This window comes from Cyanobium sp. Aljojuca 7D2 (assembly GCF_024346415.1).
Taxonomy (GTDB): Bacteria; Cyanobacteriota; Cyanobacteriia; order PCC-6307; family Cyanobiaceae; genus Cyanobium_A.
In genome coordinates this window covers 37,671-54,412 of sequence record NZ_JAGQCX010000010.1, presented here as the reverse complement: position 1 = coordinate 54,412, position 16,742 = coordinate 37,671, and the positions used below count along the sequence as shown (strand labels likewise).

At 68.2% G+C, this 16,742-nt stretch carries 17 protein-coding genes; 8 read left to right on the top strand and 9 right to left on the bottom strand.

Features of this window, described 5'->3' with window-relative positions; translation table 11 throughout:
• Positions 1-72: 72 nt before the first annotated feature.
• The 3 genes from KBY57_RS11170 to KBY57_RS11160 are packed head-to-tail and all read left to right on the top strand — an operon-like array spanning position 73 to position 4,669.
• Entirely contained in the window at positions 73-1,995 is a 1,923-nt protein-coding gene (locus tag KBY57_RS11170) for a S9 family peptidase (protein WP_409996444.1), read from the top strand.
• The gene (locus KBY57_RS11165) at positions 1,992-3,344 is read left to right on the top strand and encodes a sodium/glutamate symporter (protein ID WP_254995961.1); all 1,353 of its coding nucleotides are present in this window, start codon (positions 1,992-1,994) and stop codon (positions 3,342-3,344) included. The genes KBY57_RS11170 and KBY57_RS11165 overlap by 4 nt, the downstream gene beginning before the upstream one ends.
• Entirely contained in the window at positions 3,341-4,669 is a 1,329-nt protein-coding gene (locus KBY57_RS11160) for a sodium/glutamate symporter (RefSeq protein WP_254995960.1), read from the top strand. The genes KBY57_RS11165 and KBY57_RS11160 overlap by 4 nt, the downstream gene beginning before the upstream one ends.
• Here the strand turns inward: KBY57_RS11160 and KBY57_RS11155 are convergent.
• The 3 genes from KBY57_RS11155 to KBY57_RS11145 all read right to left on the bottom strand — a co-directional run bounded on the left by KBY57_RS11155 (position 4,666) and on the right by KBY57_RS11145 (position 7,143).
• Complete coding sequence (locus tag KBY57_RS11155) at positions 4,666-5,340, bottom strand: class II aldolase/adducin family protein (protein WP_254995991.1); 675 nt, start codon at positions 5,338-5,340, stop codon at positions 4,666-4,668. The genes KBY57_RS11160 and KBY57_RS11155 overlap by 4 nt on opposite strands.
• Before the next feature lies 1 nt (position 5,341).
• A complete protein-coding gene (gene mtnA / locus KBY57_RS11150; protein ID WP_254995959.1) occupies positions 5,342-6,454 on the bottom strand; it encodes an S-methyl-5-thioribose-1-phosphate isomerase in 1,113 nt (370 codons plus the stop codon).
• 146 nt (positions 6,455-6,600) lie between these two features.
• Positions 6,601-7,143: a DUF1543 domain-containing protein gene (locus tag KBY57_RS11145; RefSeq protein ID WP_254995958.1), complete on the bottom strand. Its 543-nt coding sequence runs from the start codon at positions 7,141-7,143 to the stop codon at positions 6,601-6,603.
• Positions 7,144-7,178: 35 nt separating this feature from the next.
• Here KBY57_RS11145 and KBY57_RS11140 point away from each other — a divergent pair, with 35 nt between their 5' ends.
• Positions 7,179-7,880, top strand: coding sequence for a class I SAM-dependent methyltransferase (locus KBY57_RS11140; protein WP_254995956.1), 702 nt, complete (start codon positions 7,179-7,181; stop codon positions 7,878-7,880).
• Between the two features lie 15 nt (positions 7,881-7,895).
• On the opposite strand, the gene KBY57_RS11135 is transcribed toward KBY57_RS11140, so the two are convergent.
• The 5 genes from KBY57_RS11135 to KBY57_RS11115 all read right to left on the bottom strand — a co-directional run bounded on the left by KBY57_RS11135 (position 7,896) and on the right by KBY57_RS11115 (position 12,992).
• A complete protein-coding gene (locus KBY57_RS11135) occupies positions 7,896-9,194 on the bottom strand; it encodes a SufS family cysteine desulfurase (RefSeq protein WP_254995955.1) in 1,299 nt (432 codons plus the stop codon).
• Positions 9,191-10,303: a SufD family Fe-S cluster assembly protein gene (locus KBY57_RS11130; RefSeq protein ID WP_254995954.1), complete on the bottom strand. Its 1,113-nt coding sequence runs from the start codon at positions 10,301-10,303 to the stop codon at positions 9,191-9,193. The genes KBY57_RS11135 and KBY57_RS11130 overlap by 4 nt, the downstream gene beginning before the upstream one ends.
• Positions 10,303-11,106, bottom strand: a complete 804-nt coding sequence (sufC, locus tag KBY57_RS11125; protein ID WP_254995953.1) for a Fe-S cluster assembly ATPase SufC — start codon at positions 11,104-11,106, stop codon at positions 10,303-10,305. The genes KBY57_RS11130 and sufC overlap by 1 nt, the downstream gene beginning before the upstream one ends.
• Before the next feature lie 77 nt (positions 11,107-11,183).
• Entirely contained in the window at positions 11,184-12,623 is a 1,440-nt protein-coding gene (sufB, locus tag KBY57_RS11120) for a Fe-S cluster assembly protein SufB (RefSeq protein WP_254995952.1), read from the bottom strand.
• 15 nt (positions 12,624-12,638) lie between these two features.
• Positions 12,639-12,992: a ferredoxin-thioredoxin reductase catalytic domain-containing protein gene (locus tag KBY57_RS11115; protein ID WP_254995951.1), complete on the bottom strand. Its 354-nt coding sequence runs from the start codon at positions 12,990-12,992 to the stop codon at positions 12,639-12,641.
• Between the two features lie 223 nt (positions 12,993-13,215).
• On the opposite strand from KBY57_RS11115, the gene sufR reads away from it, so the two are divergent.
• Both sufR and KBY57_RS11105 read left to right on the top strand, forming a co-directional pair.
• On the top strand, positions 13,216-13,887 hold the full coding sequence (gene sufR, locus KBY57_RS11110) for an iron-sulfur cluster biosynthesis transcriptional regulator SufR (RefSeq protein WP_254995949.1): 672 nt from the start codon (positions 13,216-13,218) through the stop codon (positions 13,885-13,887).
• Positions 13,877-14,290: a hypothetical protein gene (locus KBY57_RS11105; protein ID WP_254995946.1), complete on the top strand. Its 414-nt coding sequence runs from the start codon at positions 13,877-13,879 to the stop codon at positions 14,288-14,290. Before sufR ends, KBY57_RS11105 begins: the two co-directional genes overlap by 11 nt.
• On the opposite strand, the gene KBY57_RS11100 is transcribed toward KBY57_RS11105, so the two are convergent.
• Complete coding sequence (locus KBY57_RS11100) at positions 14,287-15,162, bottom strand: EamA family transporter (protein ID WP_254995990.1); 876 nt, start codon at positions 15,160-15,162, stop codon at positions 14,287-14,289. The genes KBY57_RS11105 and KBY57_RS11100 overlap by 4 nt on opposite strands.
• 56 nt (positions 15,163-15,218) lie before the next feature.
• Between KBY57_RS11100 and KBY57_RS11095 the strand changes: the two genes are divergently transcribed.
• On the top strand, positions 15,219-15,836 hold the full coding sequence (locus KBY57_RS11095; protein WP_254995944.1) for a phycobiliprotein lyase: 618 nt from the start codon (positions 15,219-15,221) through the stop codon (positions 15,834-15,836).
• A 91-nt stretch (positions 15,837-15,927) separates the two neighbouring features.
• Positions 15,928-16,692 (top strand): phycobilisome rod-core linker polypeptide, encoded by a 765-nt coding sequence (locus KBY57_RS11090; protein ID WP_254995942.1) that lies wholly within the window; start codon positions 15,928-15,930, stop codon positions 16,690-16,692.
• Positions 16,693-16,742 lie beyond the last annotated feature (50 nt).

The following is a 16,742-nucleotide window of genomic DNA, read 5'->3' as shown; positions in this document are numbered from 1 at the left end:
ACACAGCCTGAAACGCTCCACCGCTCCGCTCCGTTGAACACAAGCTCGAGCCCCACGTTGAGCCCTGCCGTGATCCGCACGAGCCCTCCTGAACCCCTGGCCGCGGCGCTGGTTGAGGGACGCACCTCCAGCCTCAAGGAACCACTGCTCCGCGATGGGCGGCTGCTGTGGCTGGAACAACGCCCCCAGGAGCAGGGCCGCACCACCTTGATGCTGCGGCCGGCCGGCGGCGACACCGCGGTCGAGCTCACCCCGAGCCCCCACAACCTGCGCAGCCGGGTGCACGAATACGGCGGCGGCGTCTATGCCGTTGGTGGCAACGATCTGGTGTTCGTCGACGACAGCGACCGCTGCCTCTGGCACCTGAATCTGCCCGGCGCCCCGCGGCGGCTCACCACCCCTGGACCACGGGCCTTCGCCGATGGACTGATCGATGGCCCCCGCCGGCGCTGGCTCGGTGTGATGGAAGCCGAGGGCCGCGACCAACTAGTGGCGGTGCCCCTGGCGGGCGGCGAGCCGCAGCGGCTGCATCAGCCCGCCGACTTCTGCGGCTACGCCGCCCTCAGCCCCGATGGCCGCCAGTTGGCCTGGGTGGAGTGGCAGCAGCCGTTCATGCCCTGGCAGCGCAGCCAGCTGTGGCTGGCGGCGGTGAAGCAGGACGGCGCCCTGGAGGGGGCTCGGCCGGTGGCGGGGGCTCGGCCGGTGGCGGTGGCGGGCTCCGGCCCCAACGCCACTGACGCCGAGACTGACACCTACACCGACACCTCAGCGATCTCGGTGTTTCAGCCCCTCTGGATCAGTCCCACCGAGCTGGTGGTGGCCAGCGACGCCTCAGGCTGGTGGAACTTGCAGCGCCTCGACACCGCCAGTGGCGCCTGGCAACCCCTGCTGCCGCTGGAAGCCGAATTCGCCATGCCCCAGTGGGTGTATGGCATGCGCACCACCGCCTGGGACGGCCAGCAGCTGATCGCCGCGGCCGCTCGGGAGGGGGCTTGGCAGCTTGGGCGGGTGCATCTGACGCCAGACCGGGTGGGCACGCCAGCCGCATGGGAGCCCCTGGAGCAACCCTTCGACGATCTGGCCGGCCTGAGCGCCGAAGCCGGGACGCTGGTGGCACTCGCCAGCAACCCCACCAGCCTGGAGGGGCTGCTGGAACTCGATCTCACCACGGGCAGCTGGCGCCACTCGCCGGCGGCCCCCTGCCCGCTGCAGCCTGAGGCGATCAGCCAACCCGAGCCGCTCTGGTTTGCCGGCCACGGCGGGGTGCGCACCCACGCCTGGTTTTATCCCCCGGCCGGCGGCGCCCACGCCGAGGCGCCCCTGCTGGTGAAGGGCCATAGCGGGCCCACCGCCATGGCACGGCGGGGGCTGAGCCTGGGGATTCAGTTTTGGACGTCGCGCGGCTGGAGCGTGGTGGATGTGAACTACGGCGGCTCCACCGGCTTCGGGCGGGCTTACCGCGAGCGGCTCGATGGCCAGTGGGGCGTGGTGGATGTGGCCGACTGCGCCGCCGCCGCCCAGGCCCTGGTGGCGGCAGGGAAAGCCAGCGCTGCGCGCATCGCCATCGAAGGCGGCAGTGCCGGCGGCTTCACCGCCCTAGCTGCCCTCTGCTTCACAGACGTTTTTCGCGCCGGCGCGAGCCGCTACGGCGTCACCGACCCCAGCGCGTTGGCGAGCGAGAGCCATCGCTTTGAAGCCCGTTATCTCGATGGCCTGATCGGCCCCTGGCCCGAAGCGCGCGCCACCTACGAAGCCCGCTCACCCCTGGCCCACGCCGACCAGATCCGCTGCCCGGTGGTCTTTTTCCAGGGTCTCGACGACCAGGTGGTGCCGCCCGAGCAGACCGAGCGCATGGCGGCGGCACTGGAGGCGAACGGGATCCCGGTGGAGGTGCACCGCTTTGCCGGTGAGGGCCACGGCTTCCGCAGCGGCAGCGTGCGGATCCAGGTGCTCGAGGCCACGGAGGCGTTCTTCCGGCGCCACTTCCAGCGATGAGCGCCCTGCACGGCCCCCTGCTCCTGGCCCTGGCAATGGCGGTGCTGGGGGGGTTGGTGGCCCTGGGGCGGGCGATCGGTCCGGCCCTGGGGCTGCAGCGGATCGGGCTGCCGGCAGCGCTGGTGGCCGGCGTGCTGGGGCTGCTGCTGGGCCCCTATGGCCCCTGGCCGGTGCTGCCGGCTCCCGTGGAAACGCTGTGGGCGCGGTTGCCGATGGTGCTGCTCACCTTTGTGTTTGGCACCCTGATGCTGGGCCGGCCCCTGCCGGATCTGGCCAAGTTGTGGAAGCCGGCGGCCGCCCAAACCCTTCTGGGCCTGACGCTGGGCTTCGGCCAATACCTGGTGGGCGCCGTGGCGGTGCTGCTGGTGCTGGGCCCCTGGCTGGGGGCCGATCCGCTGATGGCCTGCCTGATCGAGGTGGGCTTCGAGGGCGGCCACGGCAGTGCCGCGGTGATGGGTCCGATCTACGCCGATTTGGGCTTTAGCGGCGGCACCGACCTGGGCCTGGCCATGGCCACGGTGGGACTGCTCAGCTCCACCGTGGTGGGCGGCCTGCTGGTGGTGTTGGCCCAGGGGCAGGGCTGGCTGCTGGCCGCCGAGGCCGGCGCACCGCTGTGTGTGCTGCCCGAGCCCGCCGCGACTGCGGTGGCGGCAGTTCCCGGCTGGCAGGAACGCCTGCGCCAGCTGGCCACCAACCTGGCCCTGGTGGGCATCGCCGTGGGCATCGGCGTGGTGATGCTGGCGGGGCTGGAGCGGCTAGCCGAGCCCGCTGGCGGCATGCTGCGCACCGTGATCGATGCGTTGCCGGTGTATCCCCTGGCCCTGGCCGGCTCACTGCTGGTGCGCCTGGCGCTGGAACGCAGCGACCGGGCCGAGCTGGCCGTGCCAGCCCTGCAGAACGGCCTGGGCGCCCTGGCCACCGACCTGCTGATTGCGGCGGCCACCGCCGGGCTCAACCTGCCGCTGCTGCGGGCCAACTGGCTGCCGCTGCTGGTGCTCAGCGGCTTTGGGCTGGCCTGGAACCTGCTGGTGATCCTGGTGCTGGCGCCGCGGATTCTGCCGGCGGGCTGGTTTGAGCGGGCGGTGATCGAATTCGGCCAGGCCACCGGCGTGGCGGCCAGTGGCCTGCTGCTGCTGGGCATGGCCGACCCCGATGGCCGCAGCGAAGCAATCCCGGCCTTTTCAATCAAGCAGCTGCTGCTGCAACCGGTGCTGGCCGGCGGCGTGGTCACGGTGGCGGCACCCCTGGCGCTGCACAGCTGGGGCTTGCCGCTATGGGGCGGGGTGTGCCTAGGCCTCACGGTGCTCTGGGGCGGGCTGGCGCTGGCATTGGGGGCGGGCCGGCCATGAAATTGTTTGATGTGCTGCTGGCCTTCGCGGCCCTGAGCCTGTTGCTGCTGCTGGCCACGGCTCTGCGCCAGCGGCTGCGGATCCTGCAGCGGCTGGGCCTGCCGGAAGCCCTGATCGCCGGCCTGCTGGGGCTGGCGATCGGGCCCTTCAGCCCACTGCGGCTGTTTCCCGAGCGGGTGACTGCGGTGTGGAGCCAGACGCCGGGCGTGCTGATCACGGTGGTATTTGCCACGTTGTTTCTGGGCCAGGCCCTGCCCAGCCCGCGCCAGCTTTGGCAACGCAGCGCCAGCCAGGTGGCCTTCGGCCTGGTGCTGGGCTTCGGCCAATACCTGGTGGGCGGCTTGGCGTTGCTGCTGGTGCTCGGGCCGCTGCTGGGCACCAACCCGCTGATGGCCTGCCTGATCGAGGTGGGCTTCGAGGGCGGCCACGGCACCGCCGCCGGCATGGGGCCGAGCTTTGCCGAGCTGGGGCTGGCCAGCGGCGAAGCCCTGGGGCTGGCGATGGCCACCGTGGGCGTGCTGGCGGCAGTGCTGCTCGGCAGCACCTTGGTGGTGATCGGCCGCCGGCGGCGCTGGCTGGTGAGCACGGGCGCGTCGGGGGCTTCGGCCAACCTGGCCCTCGAGGAAGAGGCTGTCCGCCGGCCGCTGCTGCCGGCTGGCCCTTCGCCCACGATCGATGCACTCACCGTGAACCTGGCCCTGATCGGCGCGGCGGTGGGGCTGGGGGTGCTGCTCAAGGAGGCGCTGGTGGCCAGCTGGCCGCTGCTGAAGGCGGTGCCCCTGTTTCCGCTGGCGATGGTGGGCGGCCTGATCGTGCAGCTGCTGCTGCAGCGGGCCGGTAAACCCCAGTTGGCCAGCGCGCCGCTGCAGCACAGCCTGGGGGCCCTGGCGATGGATGTGTTGATCACCGCGGCGATGGCCAGCCTCAACCTGCCGCTGCTGGAGGAGGCCTGGCTGCCGTTTGTGGTGCTGGCGCTGGTGGGACTGGCCTGGAATCTGGCGGTGTTCTGGTGGCTGGCGCCGCGGCTGTTTGCCGATGCCTGGTTTGAGCGGGGCCTGGCGGATTTCGGCCAGGGCACCGGCGTGACAGCCACAGGGCTGCTGCTGCTGCGCATGGCCGATCCCTACGGCCGCAGCGGCGTGCTGGAAGCGTTTTCGTTCAAGCAGCTGGTGTTCGAGCCCTTTCTGGGTGGCGGGCTGGTCACCGCCCTCGCGCCCATTGCCCTGGTGAGCCTGGGCTTGCCAGCCTGGACTGCCCTGGCGGCCGCACTGACCCTGGCGGCGCTCGGCTTTGGCCTCCTGGTGCGGCGACAGGCCCAGGGCTAACCCGCAGCCCCCAGGGCGCCGTAGTGGCGCAGCCGCATCTGCTCGGCCACCCGACCCATTTCGGCTTCGCTCAGGAGTGGCGGCTCGCCCAGCTGGAGCGCCGCCAGATACATCTGTGCCAGGGTTTCCACCTCGATCGCCAGGGCCAGGGCTTGCGCCAGCGTGGCGCCGAGGGTCACCTGGCCGTGGTGGGCCAGCAGACACGCCTGGCGGTGCTCCAGGGCCTGCCCCGCCAGATCCGAGAGCGCCTGGCTGCCGAAGGTGGCGTAGCCCCCGCAGCGGATGTCCGGGCCGCCTGCCTGCACCACCATGTAGTGAAACGGCGGGATGCCGCGGCCGTGGCAGGCCAACGCCGTGGCGTGGATCGAGTGGCAGTGGACCACCGCCTGAATCTCCGGCCGCTGGCCCAGCAGATCGGCATGCAGGCGCCACTCGGAGGAGGGGCTGCGACCAGGCACCGTCGCCCGGCCCGCCAGGGGCTGACCTTGGTGATCGATCGCCACCAGATCCTCAGGCCCCATCTGCTCCGGGGGAACGGAGCTGGGGGTGATCAACAGACCGCCCTCGATCCGCACCGAGAGATTGCCGGCGGTACCGGAATTGAGCCCGGCACTGCTCAGGCGCCGCGTGGCCGCCAGCAGGTCCTGGCGGGCTTGGTCTTCGGTGTTCAACTCAGCCACGGCCGTAGAGCTCCCGTAGCCCCGCCTCACTGGCCTCGGCCACACCCCGCTCGGTGATCAGGCCTGTCACCAACCGAGCGGGGGTCACATCGAAGGCGGGGTTGAAGCCAGGGGTGCCATCGGGGCTCAGCTGCACCTGGGCGATCTCCCCGGCGGCGGAGCCGGTGTTAATGCGGCCCTGGATCTCGGTCACCTCGGCGGCGCTGCGGGCCTCGATCGGGATTTCGGCCACGCCGTCGTCGATCGTCCAGTCGATGGTGGAGGCGGGCAAGGCCACATAGAAGGGCACGTTGTTGTCGTGGGCGGCGAGGGCCTTGAGGTAGGTGCCGATCTTGTTGCACACGTCGCCACGGCGGGTGGTGCGGTCGGTGCCCACGATCACCGCATCCACCTGGCCATGCTGCATCAGGTGGCCGCCAGCGTTGTCGACGATCACCGTGTGGGGCACGCCCTCCTTGCCCAGCTCAAAGGCGGTGAGGCTGGCGCCCTGGTTGCGGGGGCGGGTCTCATCGACCCACACGTGGATGTCGAGCCCAGCGCGGTGGGCCTTGTAGATGGGGGCCAGGGCCGTGCCCCAGTCCACCGTCGCCAGCCAGCCGGCGTTGCAGTGGGTGAGCACCTGGAGCGTGGCGCCGGGCTTGCGGGCCGCCAGCTGCTGGAAGATGGCCAGGCCGTGATCGCCGATGGCCTCGCACATGGCCACGTCCTCATCGGCGATCGCCGCGGCCTCCGCCCTGGCCGCCTCGGCGCGCTCAGCGGGCGGCAGCGGCTGCACCCTGGCCCGCACCCGCTCCAACGCCCAGCGCAGGTTGATCGCCGTGGGCCGCGTGGCGTTGAGCTGCTCAAACGCTGCCGCCAGCGCCGCATCGCTCGGATCCACCTGCAGGGCCAGCATCAACCCATAGGCGCCGGTCACGCCGATCAATGGCGCCCCACGCACCACCATCGTGCGGATCGCCTCGGCTGCCTCCTCGCAGCTGCGCAGGCTGCGCGCTGTGAACTGGTGCGGCAGCAGCGTCTGATCGATCACGCCCACCGCGTCGCCCCCTGGGCAGCCATCGGGCTCCAGCCAGATCGTGCGCCAGGGCTTGCCGTCGATGTTCATGAAACGCGTCTGCCGGGTGATCTGATCATCCCTGGACGCGCGCAGGCGGCCCAACACGTCCCAAGGGTGGAGCGTCTGTGAATCTGTACAGCTGTACAGATTCACAGAGCGTGCTGCGAGCACCCCAGCGCGCGCTCACCGCCCACTCAGATCGGCCGGTAGCCAAACCAATCCGGCGCCTGGCTCTGGCTGAGGCCCTCCGGATGGGGCTCCAGCTGCACATGCCAGCGCTTACCACCCAGAAGCTCCAGCTGCTCGATCGCCAGACAGTCGTCCACCGCGGCCAGATCGTCCTTGTGCTGCTGCAGCGCGCCCCGGAGCCATTGCCGCTTGGCCGCCGCCTTGGCCGCCTGGGGCGAGCGGGCCACCACCAGGCCGAAGTGGTGCAGCTCGGCCAGGCAATCGGGGCGGTAGGCGCCCAGGTTCACAAACCAAAGCCGCTCAGGCCGGGGCGCGGGCGTCTCGCGCCCCAGACGCACCGCCCAGCCATCCACCGCCCGCACCGCCAGATACGCATCCAGATGCAGGCCCTCACGCCTCCCGAACCACTGCCGCCGCAGCTCCGGGATCGCCGCCTCAATCGTGGCCCCTGCCACAAAGCGCACGTCGTGGAGCTCGATGTGGCAGCCAGGCGCGCGGCCGCCCAACACCACCATCCACAGCTGCGGGATCACCGGGTTGTTCGCCATCCATCTCGGGCCCGGGGCTCGATCAGGATGGCGCCATGGACTTCTTCTCGCAGCAGTGGGCCACCTACCGGGCGGTGGTGAGCCACGACCTGATGGAGCACCGGGCCGTGGCGCAAGCCACAGCCAACGCCCTTGAGGGCTGGCTGGCCCAGCGTTCTGCCGCCGCGCCGCCGCCGGCGATGGTGGATCTGGGCTGCGGTGATCTGGCCCAGCTGGCGCCCGTGCTCAAGCGCCTACCCCTGGGCAATTACACCGGCCTGGATCTCACCGCCGCCGTGCTGCCCCTGGCAGAGACGGCCCTGGGCCCCATGCCCTATCCCTGCGCCTGGCAGGAGGGCAACCTGCTGGCCTGGAGCCAATCAGAGGGTCCACCGGTCGACATCCTTCATTCGGCCTTTGCCATCCATCACCTCAGCGACGCCGAGAAGACCACGTTTCTGCAAGGGGCACGCCAGCGCATCGCCGCCGATGGGCTGCTGATCTGGGCCGATGTATTCCGCGAGCCGGGCGAAACCCTGGAGGCCTACCAGCAGCGGTACACCGTGCGGATCCGACAGGGCTGGGCGGCGATAACCCCGGAGCAGCAGAGCCAGGTGATCGAGCACCTCAGCAGCTTCGACATCCCGGCCGAGCGGGGCGCCATTGAAACGCTCGCCCAGGCGGCAGGCTGGCAGTGGCAATGGGCCTGGCAGGGCCAGCACCGGGCCGAGGCCCTGGCGGTGCTGACGCCGGCCTAATTAGCTGTGCTCGCGTTAGCTGTGCTCGCGCAGAAAGGCGATCGTGCCTTCGAGCTCCTCGGCGAAACGGTCGATCTCCTCGGGGGTGGTGGTGAAGCTGAGGCTGGCGCGGGCCGAGCCGGGGATGCTGTAGAGCCGGTGCAGGGGCTGGGTGCAGTGGTGGCCGCTGCGGATGCAGATGCCGGCTGAATCCAGCAGGGCGGCGATGTCGTTGGCGTGCAGCCCATCCACCGTGAAGGCGGCCAGGGCACCCCGGTCGGGCTGCTGCTCGGGGGTGGGGCCGAGGATCCGCACCCCCTCGATCGCCCGCAGCCGATCAAACAGCTGGCGGGTGAGCACCTGCTCCCAGGCATGGATGCGCTCCAGGCCCAGGGCATTGAGGTAGTCGAGGGCGGCGCCCATGCCGATCGCTTCACCGATGGCCGGCGTGCCCGCCTCAAACTTGTGGGGCAGCTCCGCCCAGCTGCTGTGGTCGAGATACACGTCTTGGATCATCTCGCCACCGCCCAGGAACGGCGGCATCGCCTCCAGCAGCTCCTCGCGGGCCCAGAGGAACCCCATGCCCGTGGGGCCGCAGAGCTTGTGGGAGCTGGCGACCAAAAAATCGCAGCCCAGCTGGGCCACATTCACCGGCAGATGGGGCAGGCTCTGGCAGGCATCCACCAGCACCAGGGCGCCGGCGGCATGGGCCAGGGGCACCACCTGCTCGATTGGATTGAGGCAGCCGAGGGTGTTGCTCACCTGCACCAGGCTCACCAACTTGGTGCGCTCGTTGATCTGGCTGCGCAGATCCTCCAAATCGAGCTCGCCGCTCTCGGTGAGGCCGGCGTGGCGGAGCACGCAGCCGGTGCGCGCCGCCAGCAGCTGCCAGGGCACCAGGTTGGAGTGGTGCTCCATCACCGTGAGCAGCACCTCATCACCGGGGCCGAGGTTGGCCTCACCCCAGCTGCGGGCCACCAGGTTGATGGCCTCGCTGGCGTTGCGGGTGAACACGATCTCCCGCGGGCTGGCCGCCCCCACAAACGCGGCCGCCTTGGCGCGGGCACCCTCGAAGCCCTCGGTGGCCCGGGCGCTGAGCTGGTGGGCGCCGCGGTGCACGTTGGCGTTGTCGTGGTCGTAGTAGTGCTGCAGGGCCGCCAGCACCTGACGGGGCTTCTGGCTGGTGGCGGCGTGATCCAGGTAGATCAGCGGCTGGCCCAGGCAGGCCGTTTGCGCCAGCAGGGGGAAATCGGGCCGGGTGAGGGCCGCGAGGTTGCCGGCAGATGGGTTGGACGGGTGCAGGTCGGATTGCACCGGGGAGGCGGTCATGGTCATGGACGCTCCCGAAGCAGCAGCTGTAGGGGATTCAGGGCCGCCGCCGCAGCCGGCAGTTCCCGCAGCACCTCGTCGCAGTAGCCCCGCAGCAGCAGTTTGGAGGCCTGATCGGCGCCGATGCCACGGCTCTGCAGATAGAAAAGCTCGTTCTGCTGCAGCCGGCTCACGGTGGCACCGTGGGCGCACTTCACATCGTCGGCAACGATTTCCAGCTCGGGCTTGGTGTCCACCCGGGCCCGATCCGAGAGCAGCAGGGTGCGGCTGAGCTGGGCGGCGTTGGTCTGCTGGGCCTTGCGGGGCACCTGGACAGCGCCATTGAACACGCTGCGTCCCGCCCCATCGGCCACCACCTTGTGGAGCTGGTCGAGCTCGCCATCGGGCCCCTCAAATCGCACATGGCTGTGGGTGTCCGCCAGGTCCTGGCCGTCGACAAGCTGCAGGGCCCGCAGACGGGTGTGCGCCGCCCCTGCCGGCTGGCAGATGCGGGGCTCCAGGCGGCTCAGGGCCCAACCGCCCACGGCCGTGGTGAGCTGCAAGGCACTGGCGGGGGCCTGGCTGATGGCCAGATGACTGAGCAAGCTGGCGCGGCAGTCGCCCGGGGCCAGCACCCCCAGATGCAGCCGGGCTCCATGGCCGAGCTGGGCCACGGTCAGCATGCTGGTGGCATTGGCAGCACTGGAGCTGTGGTGTTGCAGCAGCTCCAGGCTGGCTCCGTCCTCCAGGATCAGCAGCAGTTGCAGGGCCAGCAGGCCCGGAGCAGTTCCGGCATCGATGCTGAGCTGCAACGGCCCCGCCGCCCCGCTCACCCGCAACGCCAGGCAACGGGGCGAAGCGCCCTGATTGAGTTGCACCGGCCAAGCAGCTGAGCTGCCGGTGGCTTGCAGCACCAGGCTGCGCAGCTGCTGCGCTTCAGAGGGCTCGAGACGGGTGATCCCATCGGGGAGCGCAGCAAGGGCAAAGGGATCCGGGCCACTCCAGGGCTCTGGAGCCACGCTTTGCAGCAGCGCCAGATCGGTGAAGCGCCAATCCTCATGGCGGCGACCCGGCACGGGCGAACCGGCCAACGCGGCCAACCACTCAGCTGTTGCCGGTAGCGCAACGGCAGGCATCAGGCCACCTCCACCGTCTCGGGCTCCAGGCGGGCCAGTTCCAGGTCAACCCAGTCGTACCCCGTGCGCTCCAACTCCAGCGCCAGCTCCTTGCCACCCGTGCGCAGGATCCGGCCGGCAGCCATCACATGCACGTAGTCGGGGGTGATCAGATCCAGAAGCCTTTGGTAGTGGGTGATCAGCAGGATGGCGTTGTCGGGGCCGGCCAGTTGGTTGACGCCATCGGCAACGATGCGCAGCGCGTCGATGTCGAGACCGGAATCGGTCTCATCGAGGATGGCCACCAGGGGCTCCAACAGGGCCATTTGCAGGATCTCGTTGCGCTTCTTCTCGCCGCCAGAAAAGCCTTCATTGACACTGCGCTCGAGGAAGGCCGGATCCATCTGCACCACCTTGAGCCGCTCGTGTACCAGATCCTCAAAGGCGAAGGTGTCGAGCTCCTCATCACCCCGCTCGGCGCGGCGGGAATTGGTGGCCACCCGCAGAAATTCCAGGTTGCTGACCCCAGGAATCTCCACCGGATACTGGAACCCCAGGAACAGACCGATCCGGGCCCGCTGCTCGGGGTCCAGCTCGAGCAGATCGGCGCCGCGGTACTGCACCGTTCCAGCCGTAACGGTGTAGGCGGGATGGCCGGCCAGCACCTTGGACAGGGTGCTCTTGCCACTGCCATTGCGCCCCATCACGGCATGGATTTCACCAGCCCGGATCGACAGATTGACCCCCTTGAGGATCGGCTGATCATCCACAGAGGCATGGAGATCGCGAATGTCCAGCAACAGTGGGGCGTCGGGGCGAATCACAGCAGAAAAATCAAATGAAAAAGATCGGAAGCGGAATCAAAAACTGCCAAGGGAAACACATCAGGGGTGTGGGCTGATCACCCCACCGATCCCTCGAGCTTGAGGGCCAGCAACTTATCGGCTTCGGCGGCAAATTCCATCGGCAGCTGATTAAACACATCGCGGCAGAAGCCACTCACCATCATCGAAACTGCTTCTTCAAAGCCGATCCCCCGGCTTTGGAGGTAGAAGAGCTGATCAGCGGAGATGCGGCAGGTGCTGGCCTCATGCTCCACCACCGCATCGGGTTGCTGGGAGCGGATGTAGGGATAGGTGTTGGCGGCCGCCTGATCGCCGATCAGCATCGAGTCGCATTGGCTGTAGTTTTTGGCTCCCACAGCCTTCGGGCCAATCTGCACCAAGCCGCGATAGCTGTTGGAAGAGTGGCCAGCGCTGATTCCCTTGCTCACGATCGTGGAGCGGGTGCGGGGGCCAACATGAATCATCTTGGTGCCGGTATCCGCCTGCTGATGGTTGTTGGTGAGGGCGACGGAATAAAACTCGCCCACCGAATCAGCGCCCTGCAACACACAGCTGGGATACTTCCAGGTAATGGCTGAACCCGTTTCCACCTGGGTCCAGCTGATGCGGCTGCGCGCACCGCGGCACTGACCACGCTTGGTCACGAAGTTGTAGATACCACCAACACCATTCTCATCGCCGGCATACCAGTTCTGCACGGTCGAATACTTGATAGAAGCATCATCCAGCACCACCAACTCCACCACGGCGGCATGGAGCTGATTGGTATCAAACATGGGAGCGGTGCAACCTTCGAGATAGCTCACCGAGGCCCCCTCTTCAGCCACGATCAACGTGCGCTCAAACTGACCCGTGTCAGCGGAGTTGATGCGGAAATAGGTTGAAAGCTCCATCGGGCACTCGACACCCTTCGGAATAAACACGAAGGACCCATCACTGAAGACAGCGGAATTGAGGGCCGCGAAGTAGTTGTCATTGCTGGGCACCACCGTACCCAGATAGGCCTCAATCAGCCCAGGATGCTCCTTCACGGCTTCGCTGATGGAGCAAAAGATCACCCCATGCTCCGCCAGCTTCTCCTTGTAGGTGGTGGCGATCGAGACGCTATCGAACACTGCGTCAACAGCCACGTTGGAGAGACGCTTCTGCTCGCTTAGCGGGATCCCGAGCTTGTCAAAGGTTTCCAACAACTTTGGGTCCACCTCATCGAGGCTCGCCTTCTTTTCCTGTTGCTTGGGCGCCGCGTAATAGATGATATTTTGATAGTCAATCGGCGGATATCCCAAAGCCGCCCAATCGGGCTCGGCCATCTGCAGCCACTGGCGATAGGCCCGCAGCCGAAACTGCAACAGAAAATCAGGCTCATCTTTTTTCGACGAGATCAGCCGCACCACGTCCTCGCTTAGGCCCTTGGCGATCTTTTCGGTTTCAATGTCCGTTACGAAGCCGTGTTTATACGGCTGCGAAACAAGGTCGCCAACGGTTGCGGTGCTCATGGCAATTCAGCCGAATCAGCCGGCAGTAAGGGCTTTCACGTCGTCAAGAGAAATCGTCTGCTCCTCACTGCGGAACGGATTGTCTTCAGTGAGAAACAGCATGCAGTGGCACTCCTTGCGCTCTCGCATCGGCACACAGGGGCAGTTCCAAAAGGCCTGGGACACCTCGGCTTCTTTGTCTTCGTAGTGACGGCAGGGGCAGAGAGCCCCACCGAGCTCGTCCTTGTGCTTGGCCAGGCCTGCCAGCACCACGGCGGTGACACCGGGATCGCTGCAGAAATAGGTGCCCGTGCGCTGGGCGTAGGTTTCGGCAAACTTCCGAATCACCTCGAGGCTGTCGGAGGTCGGGCTGGCCGCGGCGTCGGACATGGCTCGGAGGGGGGTGATGGTCAGATCGCACTGGAAGGAACAGGACCGCGCAGAGCAACAGCCAGGATCGCGGGACTCCAGTTACGAAACACTTCTGTTTCGTTTCCTATCGAGCCTAGGGCACCGGCGATGGGCCTGGGGGCTCGACAACGCAAGCCATTGTGCCGGCCCGACCCCCAACCGCCGGCCGGACGTGGCATCGTGATGAAGTTCGGCGTCAGCCATGAGCGCCACACCCCAGATCTCCCGCCAACATGCCGACCCGGCTTCCACCCGGGAAGCGGTGCTCAGCCTGCTGTTACGACAGGGCGAGGCGACCGCTGGCGAATTGGCTGAACATCAGTCGGTGTCGGTGCAGGTCATGCGCCGCCATCTGCGCAGCCTGGAAGACGATGGATTTGTGGAGGCCAGTCCGGCTTCCGAAGGCCCCGGTCGACCCAGCAATCGCTGGCGCCTCACGGCCAAGGGGCAGGGGCACTTTCCCGATGGCAGCGATCACTTCGCCCTGGGGCTGCTGCAGTCGTTGGCCGGCAGCCTGTCTTCAGAAACACTGCAGGAGCTCCTCAATCAGCAGGCTCTCCAGCAGGCGGGCGTGTATCGGGGCCAGATCGGCGAAGGGGCGCTGCAACAACGGCTCGAGCGGCTGGTGGAACTGCGCCGTCAGGCGGGATACATGGCGGAATGCGCCCAGGATCCTGACGACGACCAGGCCTGGGTGGTCAGCGAATTCCACTGCTCGGTGATGCGCATCGCCGAGCAGTTCCCCTGTGTCTGCGATCAAGAGCTGCAACTGATCCGCCACACCTTTCCCGATTGCCAGGTGGAGCGGGTCCAATGGCGCCTGGAAAAGGGGCACTCCTGCGGCTTCCGCCTCATTCAGGGCCGTGACGCCTGAGCCATACGACCCTGCTGCCGAGAGCCCGCTGACCCTGGCCGAACTGGCGCAGCTGGAGGCCACCCTGCTGCCGGCACTCGAGCGTCACCACCTCAGGCTCCTGGCCCATGGCCTGCGCACCCTGCAGGCCATCTCCCGGCCCACGGGAGCAGCCCTTGAGCTCGGGCCGCTGCCGGATCGTGCAGCCATCGGCGCCTGGGTGCGGCAACAGCCCCCAATCGCCGACGACGCCGAATTCCAGGCGGCCTTGGTGGAGCAACTGGTGGCAACGGGAGGACACCTGGAGCACATCGCCGGCGAGCTGGGCCGGGCGCCGCTGGCCCTGGAGTTGGATGACCTGAGCGCCTGGACCACCCGCCAAGCCGATCGGCGCCTGGGCCAGGGCGAGACCAACCGGGGCTAGGGCAGCGCCACCAGCACCACACCCAACACCGCCAGCAGGGCGGCCAGCACCCCTGGTACCCCGGGGCGATCCCCCTCCAGGGGCGCCAGGGGCACCGCCATCACCGGGGCGGTGGCCAGCAGAGCCACGGCCAGCCCGCCGGGAAGTCGGGCCAGGGCCAGCTGCTGCAGACCGATGCCCGCACTGGTGCCCAGCAGGGTGGCCGCCAGCACCAGGAGCCAACGCCGGCCCGGCGGCCTTGGTCGAGGCCGGCGCAGATGGGTCATCAGCCTGCCCAACAGGGGCAGCAGCACCAGCGTGGCGGCCAGCAGCCGCAGGGTGGCGGCATGCCAGGGATCGAGACCCGATGTGCGCAGGGCGGCACGGGCCAACAGGGCTCCAGCACCCCCACACAACAGGGCCGCCAGGGCCAGCACCACCCCCAGGCGCTGGTGAGCCTCCAGGTCACCCCCCGCCTCGGCCATCGGCCGCTGCCGGGCCACCACCACCACCGCCAGGCTGATCAGGGCAATTCCCAGCCACTGGCGCGGCCCAGGCCACTCGGCCAGCAGCAGGCAACCGGCCGCCGCCGTCACCGCCGGCCCACCGGCATCAAAGGTGAGGGTGCGGCGGGTGCCGAGCCGGCGCAGGGCCGCGAAGTAGAAGCTGTCCCCCAGGGCAATGCCCAGCACCCCGCTGAGCAGCAGCAGGCCGGTGGGCCCGAGCTGCAGGGTCGGGGCACTCCCCACCAGCAACGGCACTTGCAAGGCCAGGGCGATCAGGTTTTTGAGCAGGTTGAGCTCGGCTGGGCCCAGCGAGGTCGGCAGCCGACGCCACAAACCACTGGCCAGAGTCCAGCAGAGGGCGGCGGCCAGGGCAGCAGCCACACCGATCGCCACCGCCGCTCCCCACCACGCCTTGCGATCATCGCCACAGCCACTGCACCCCCGTGCACGACATCCGCTCCGCCTCGATCGCCGATGCCCTCAGCTTTTTCCGGCTGAGCTGCGGCCGCTGGCGCTCCCAGCGCAGCAGCCACCACCTGCTGCACCGGCGGGCCGAGGCGGGAGGCTCCTTTATTGAGGTGGTCGAGCTGGCCGCCGACGACCCGCGCCTGATCGCCATTGCCGAGCTCCATGGCGAAAACCCCGCCGGCCTGGTGGGCGGCTGCAGGGTCACCTGGAACGCCTCGATGGCCTGGGACAAAGCGGGGGAGGCCCATGAAGGCGAAAGCGTGTTCGGCCTGATCCCCACCGAACCGCGCGGGCGGACAGGCCTGCTGCTGCGCGACCGCGGCTACGCCGAAACGGCCCCCGTTGCCGGACAGTTCGCCATGGATGAGCGCGATGGCCTGCTGCTCACCACCAGCTACGAAACGATGAACAGCCTGGAGCGGTTCAGCTTCGCCGGGCCCAACGTGCGCCTGCGCACCAGCACCGTCGAAGGCCTCTCCAACACGGCCTCGTTCTGCGTGGAAACCCGAGTGCTGGCCAGCCCGGAGCCCGAGCCCGCCAGCAGCAGCGGGACGCCGGCAGCGGGGCAGCCGCTCTCACCCCTTGGTTGGTGACGAACGTTACGGACTGTGAGCCCTGCCAGAGGCAGCTGAACCCAGCCCCCACCGCACTTCTACGATCCGCAGCGACGGATGCTGATGTCGTGTGGCCCTGCCCCTCCTGAAGTACGCGCCCACCACCCAGAATTCGCGGGTCAACCCGCTGCGGGTGGGCTCGGATGAGGATCCCAAAGCCGTGGCCATGGACAAGGCCATGTATCGCGAAGACCAGAACTTCGTGATCGAAGCGGCCTATCGCCAGATCTTTTTCCACGCCTTCAAGGTCGACCGGGATCGCACCCTGGAGTCGCAGCTGCGCAACGGCCAGATCACGGTGCGGGATTTCATCCGCTCCCTGTGCCTGTCGGACACCTTCACCCGCAGTTTCTACAACCTCAACAGCAACTACCGAGTGGCTCGCCACCTGGTGGAGAAGCTGCTGGGCCGCACCACCCACGGCAAGTCTGAAGAGATCGCCTGGTCGGCTGTGCTGATGACCCGCGGCGTCCGCGGCATGGTCGATGACATCCTCGACAGCCAGGAGTACCTCGAGGCCTTCGGTTACGACACCGTGCCTTTCCACCGCAACCGGGTGGTGGGTTCCCGCGATCTCGGCGAAAGCCCGTTCAACCTCACCAGCCCCCGCTACGAGGCCTACTACCGCGGCATCCTGGGCTTCCCCCAGGTGGTGTACACCGGTGGCCCCGCCAAGAGCATTCCGGCCCGCTCCCGTCAGCGCCGCGGCGGCTTCCCCGAGGACTATCTGCCCTGGGTGCGCAACCTGCCGGCGATGCGCAGCCAAGGCGGTGCATCTGGCAACACCAGCATGGACTACTTGTCCAAGGTGCCCTACCGCAGCATTGGCCGCTGAGCTCAGCAACCACTCCATCAAGGGGCGGCCTACGGGCCGCCTTTTTTGTG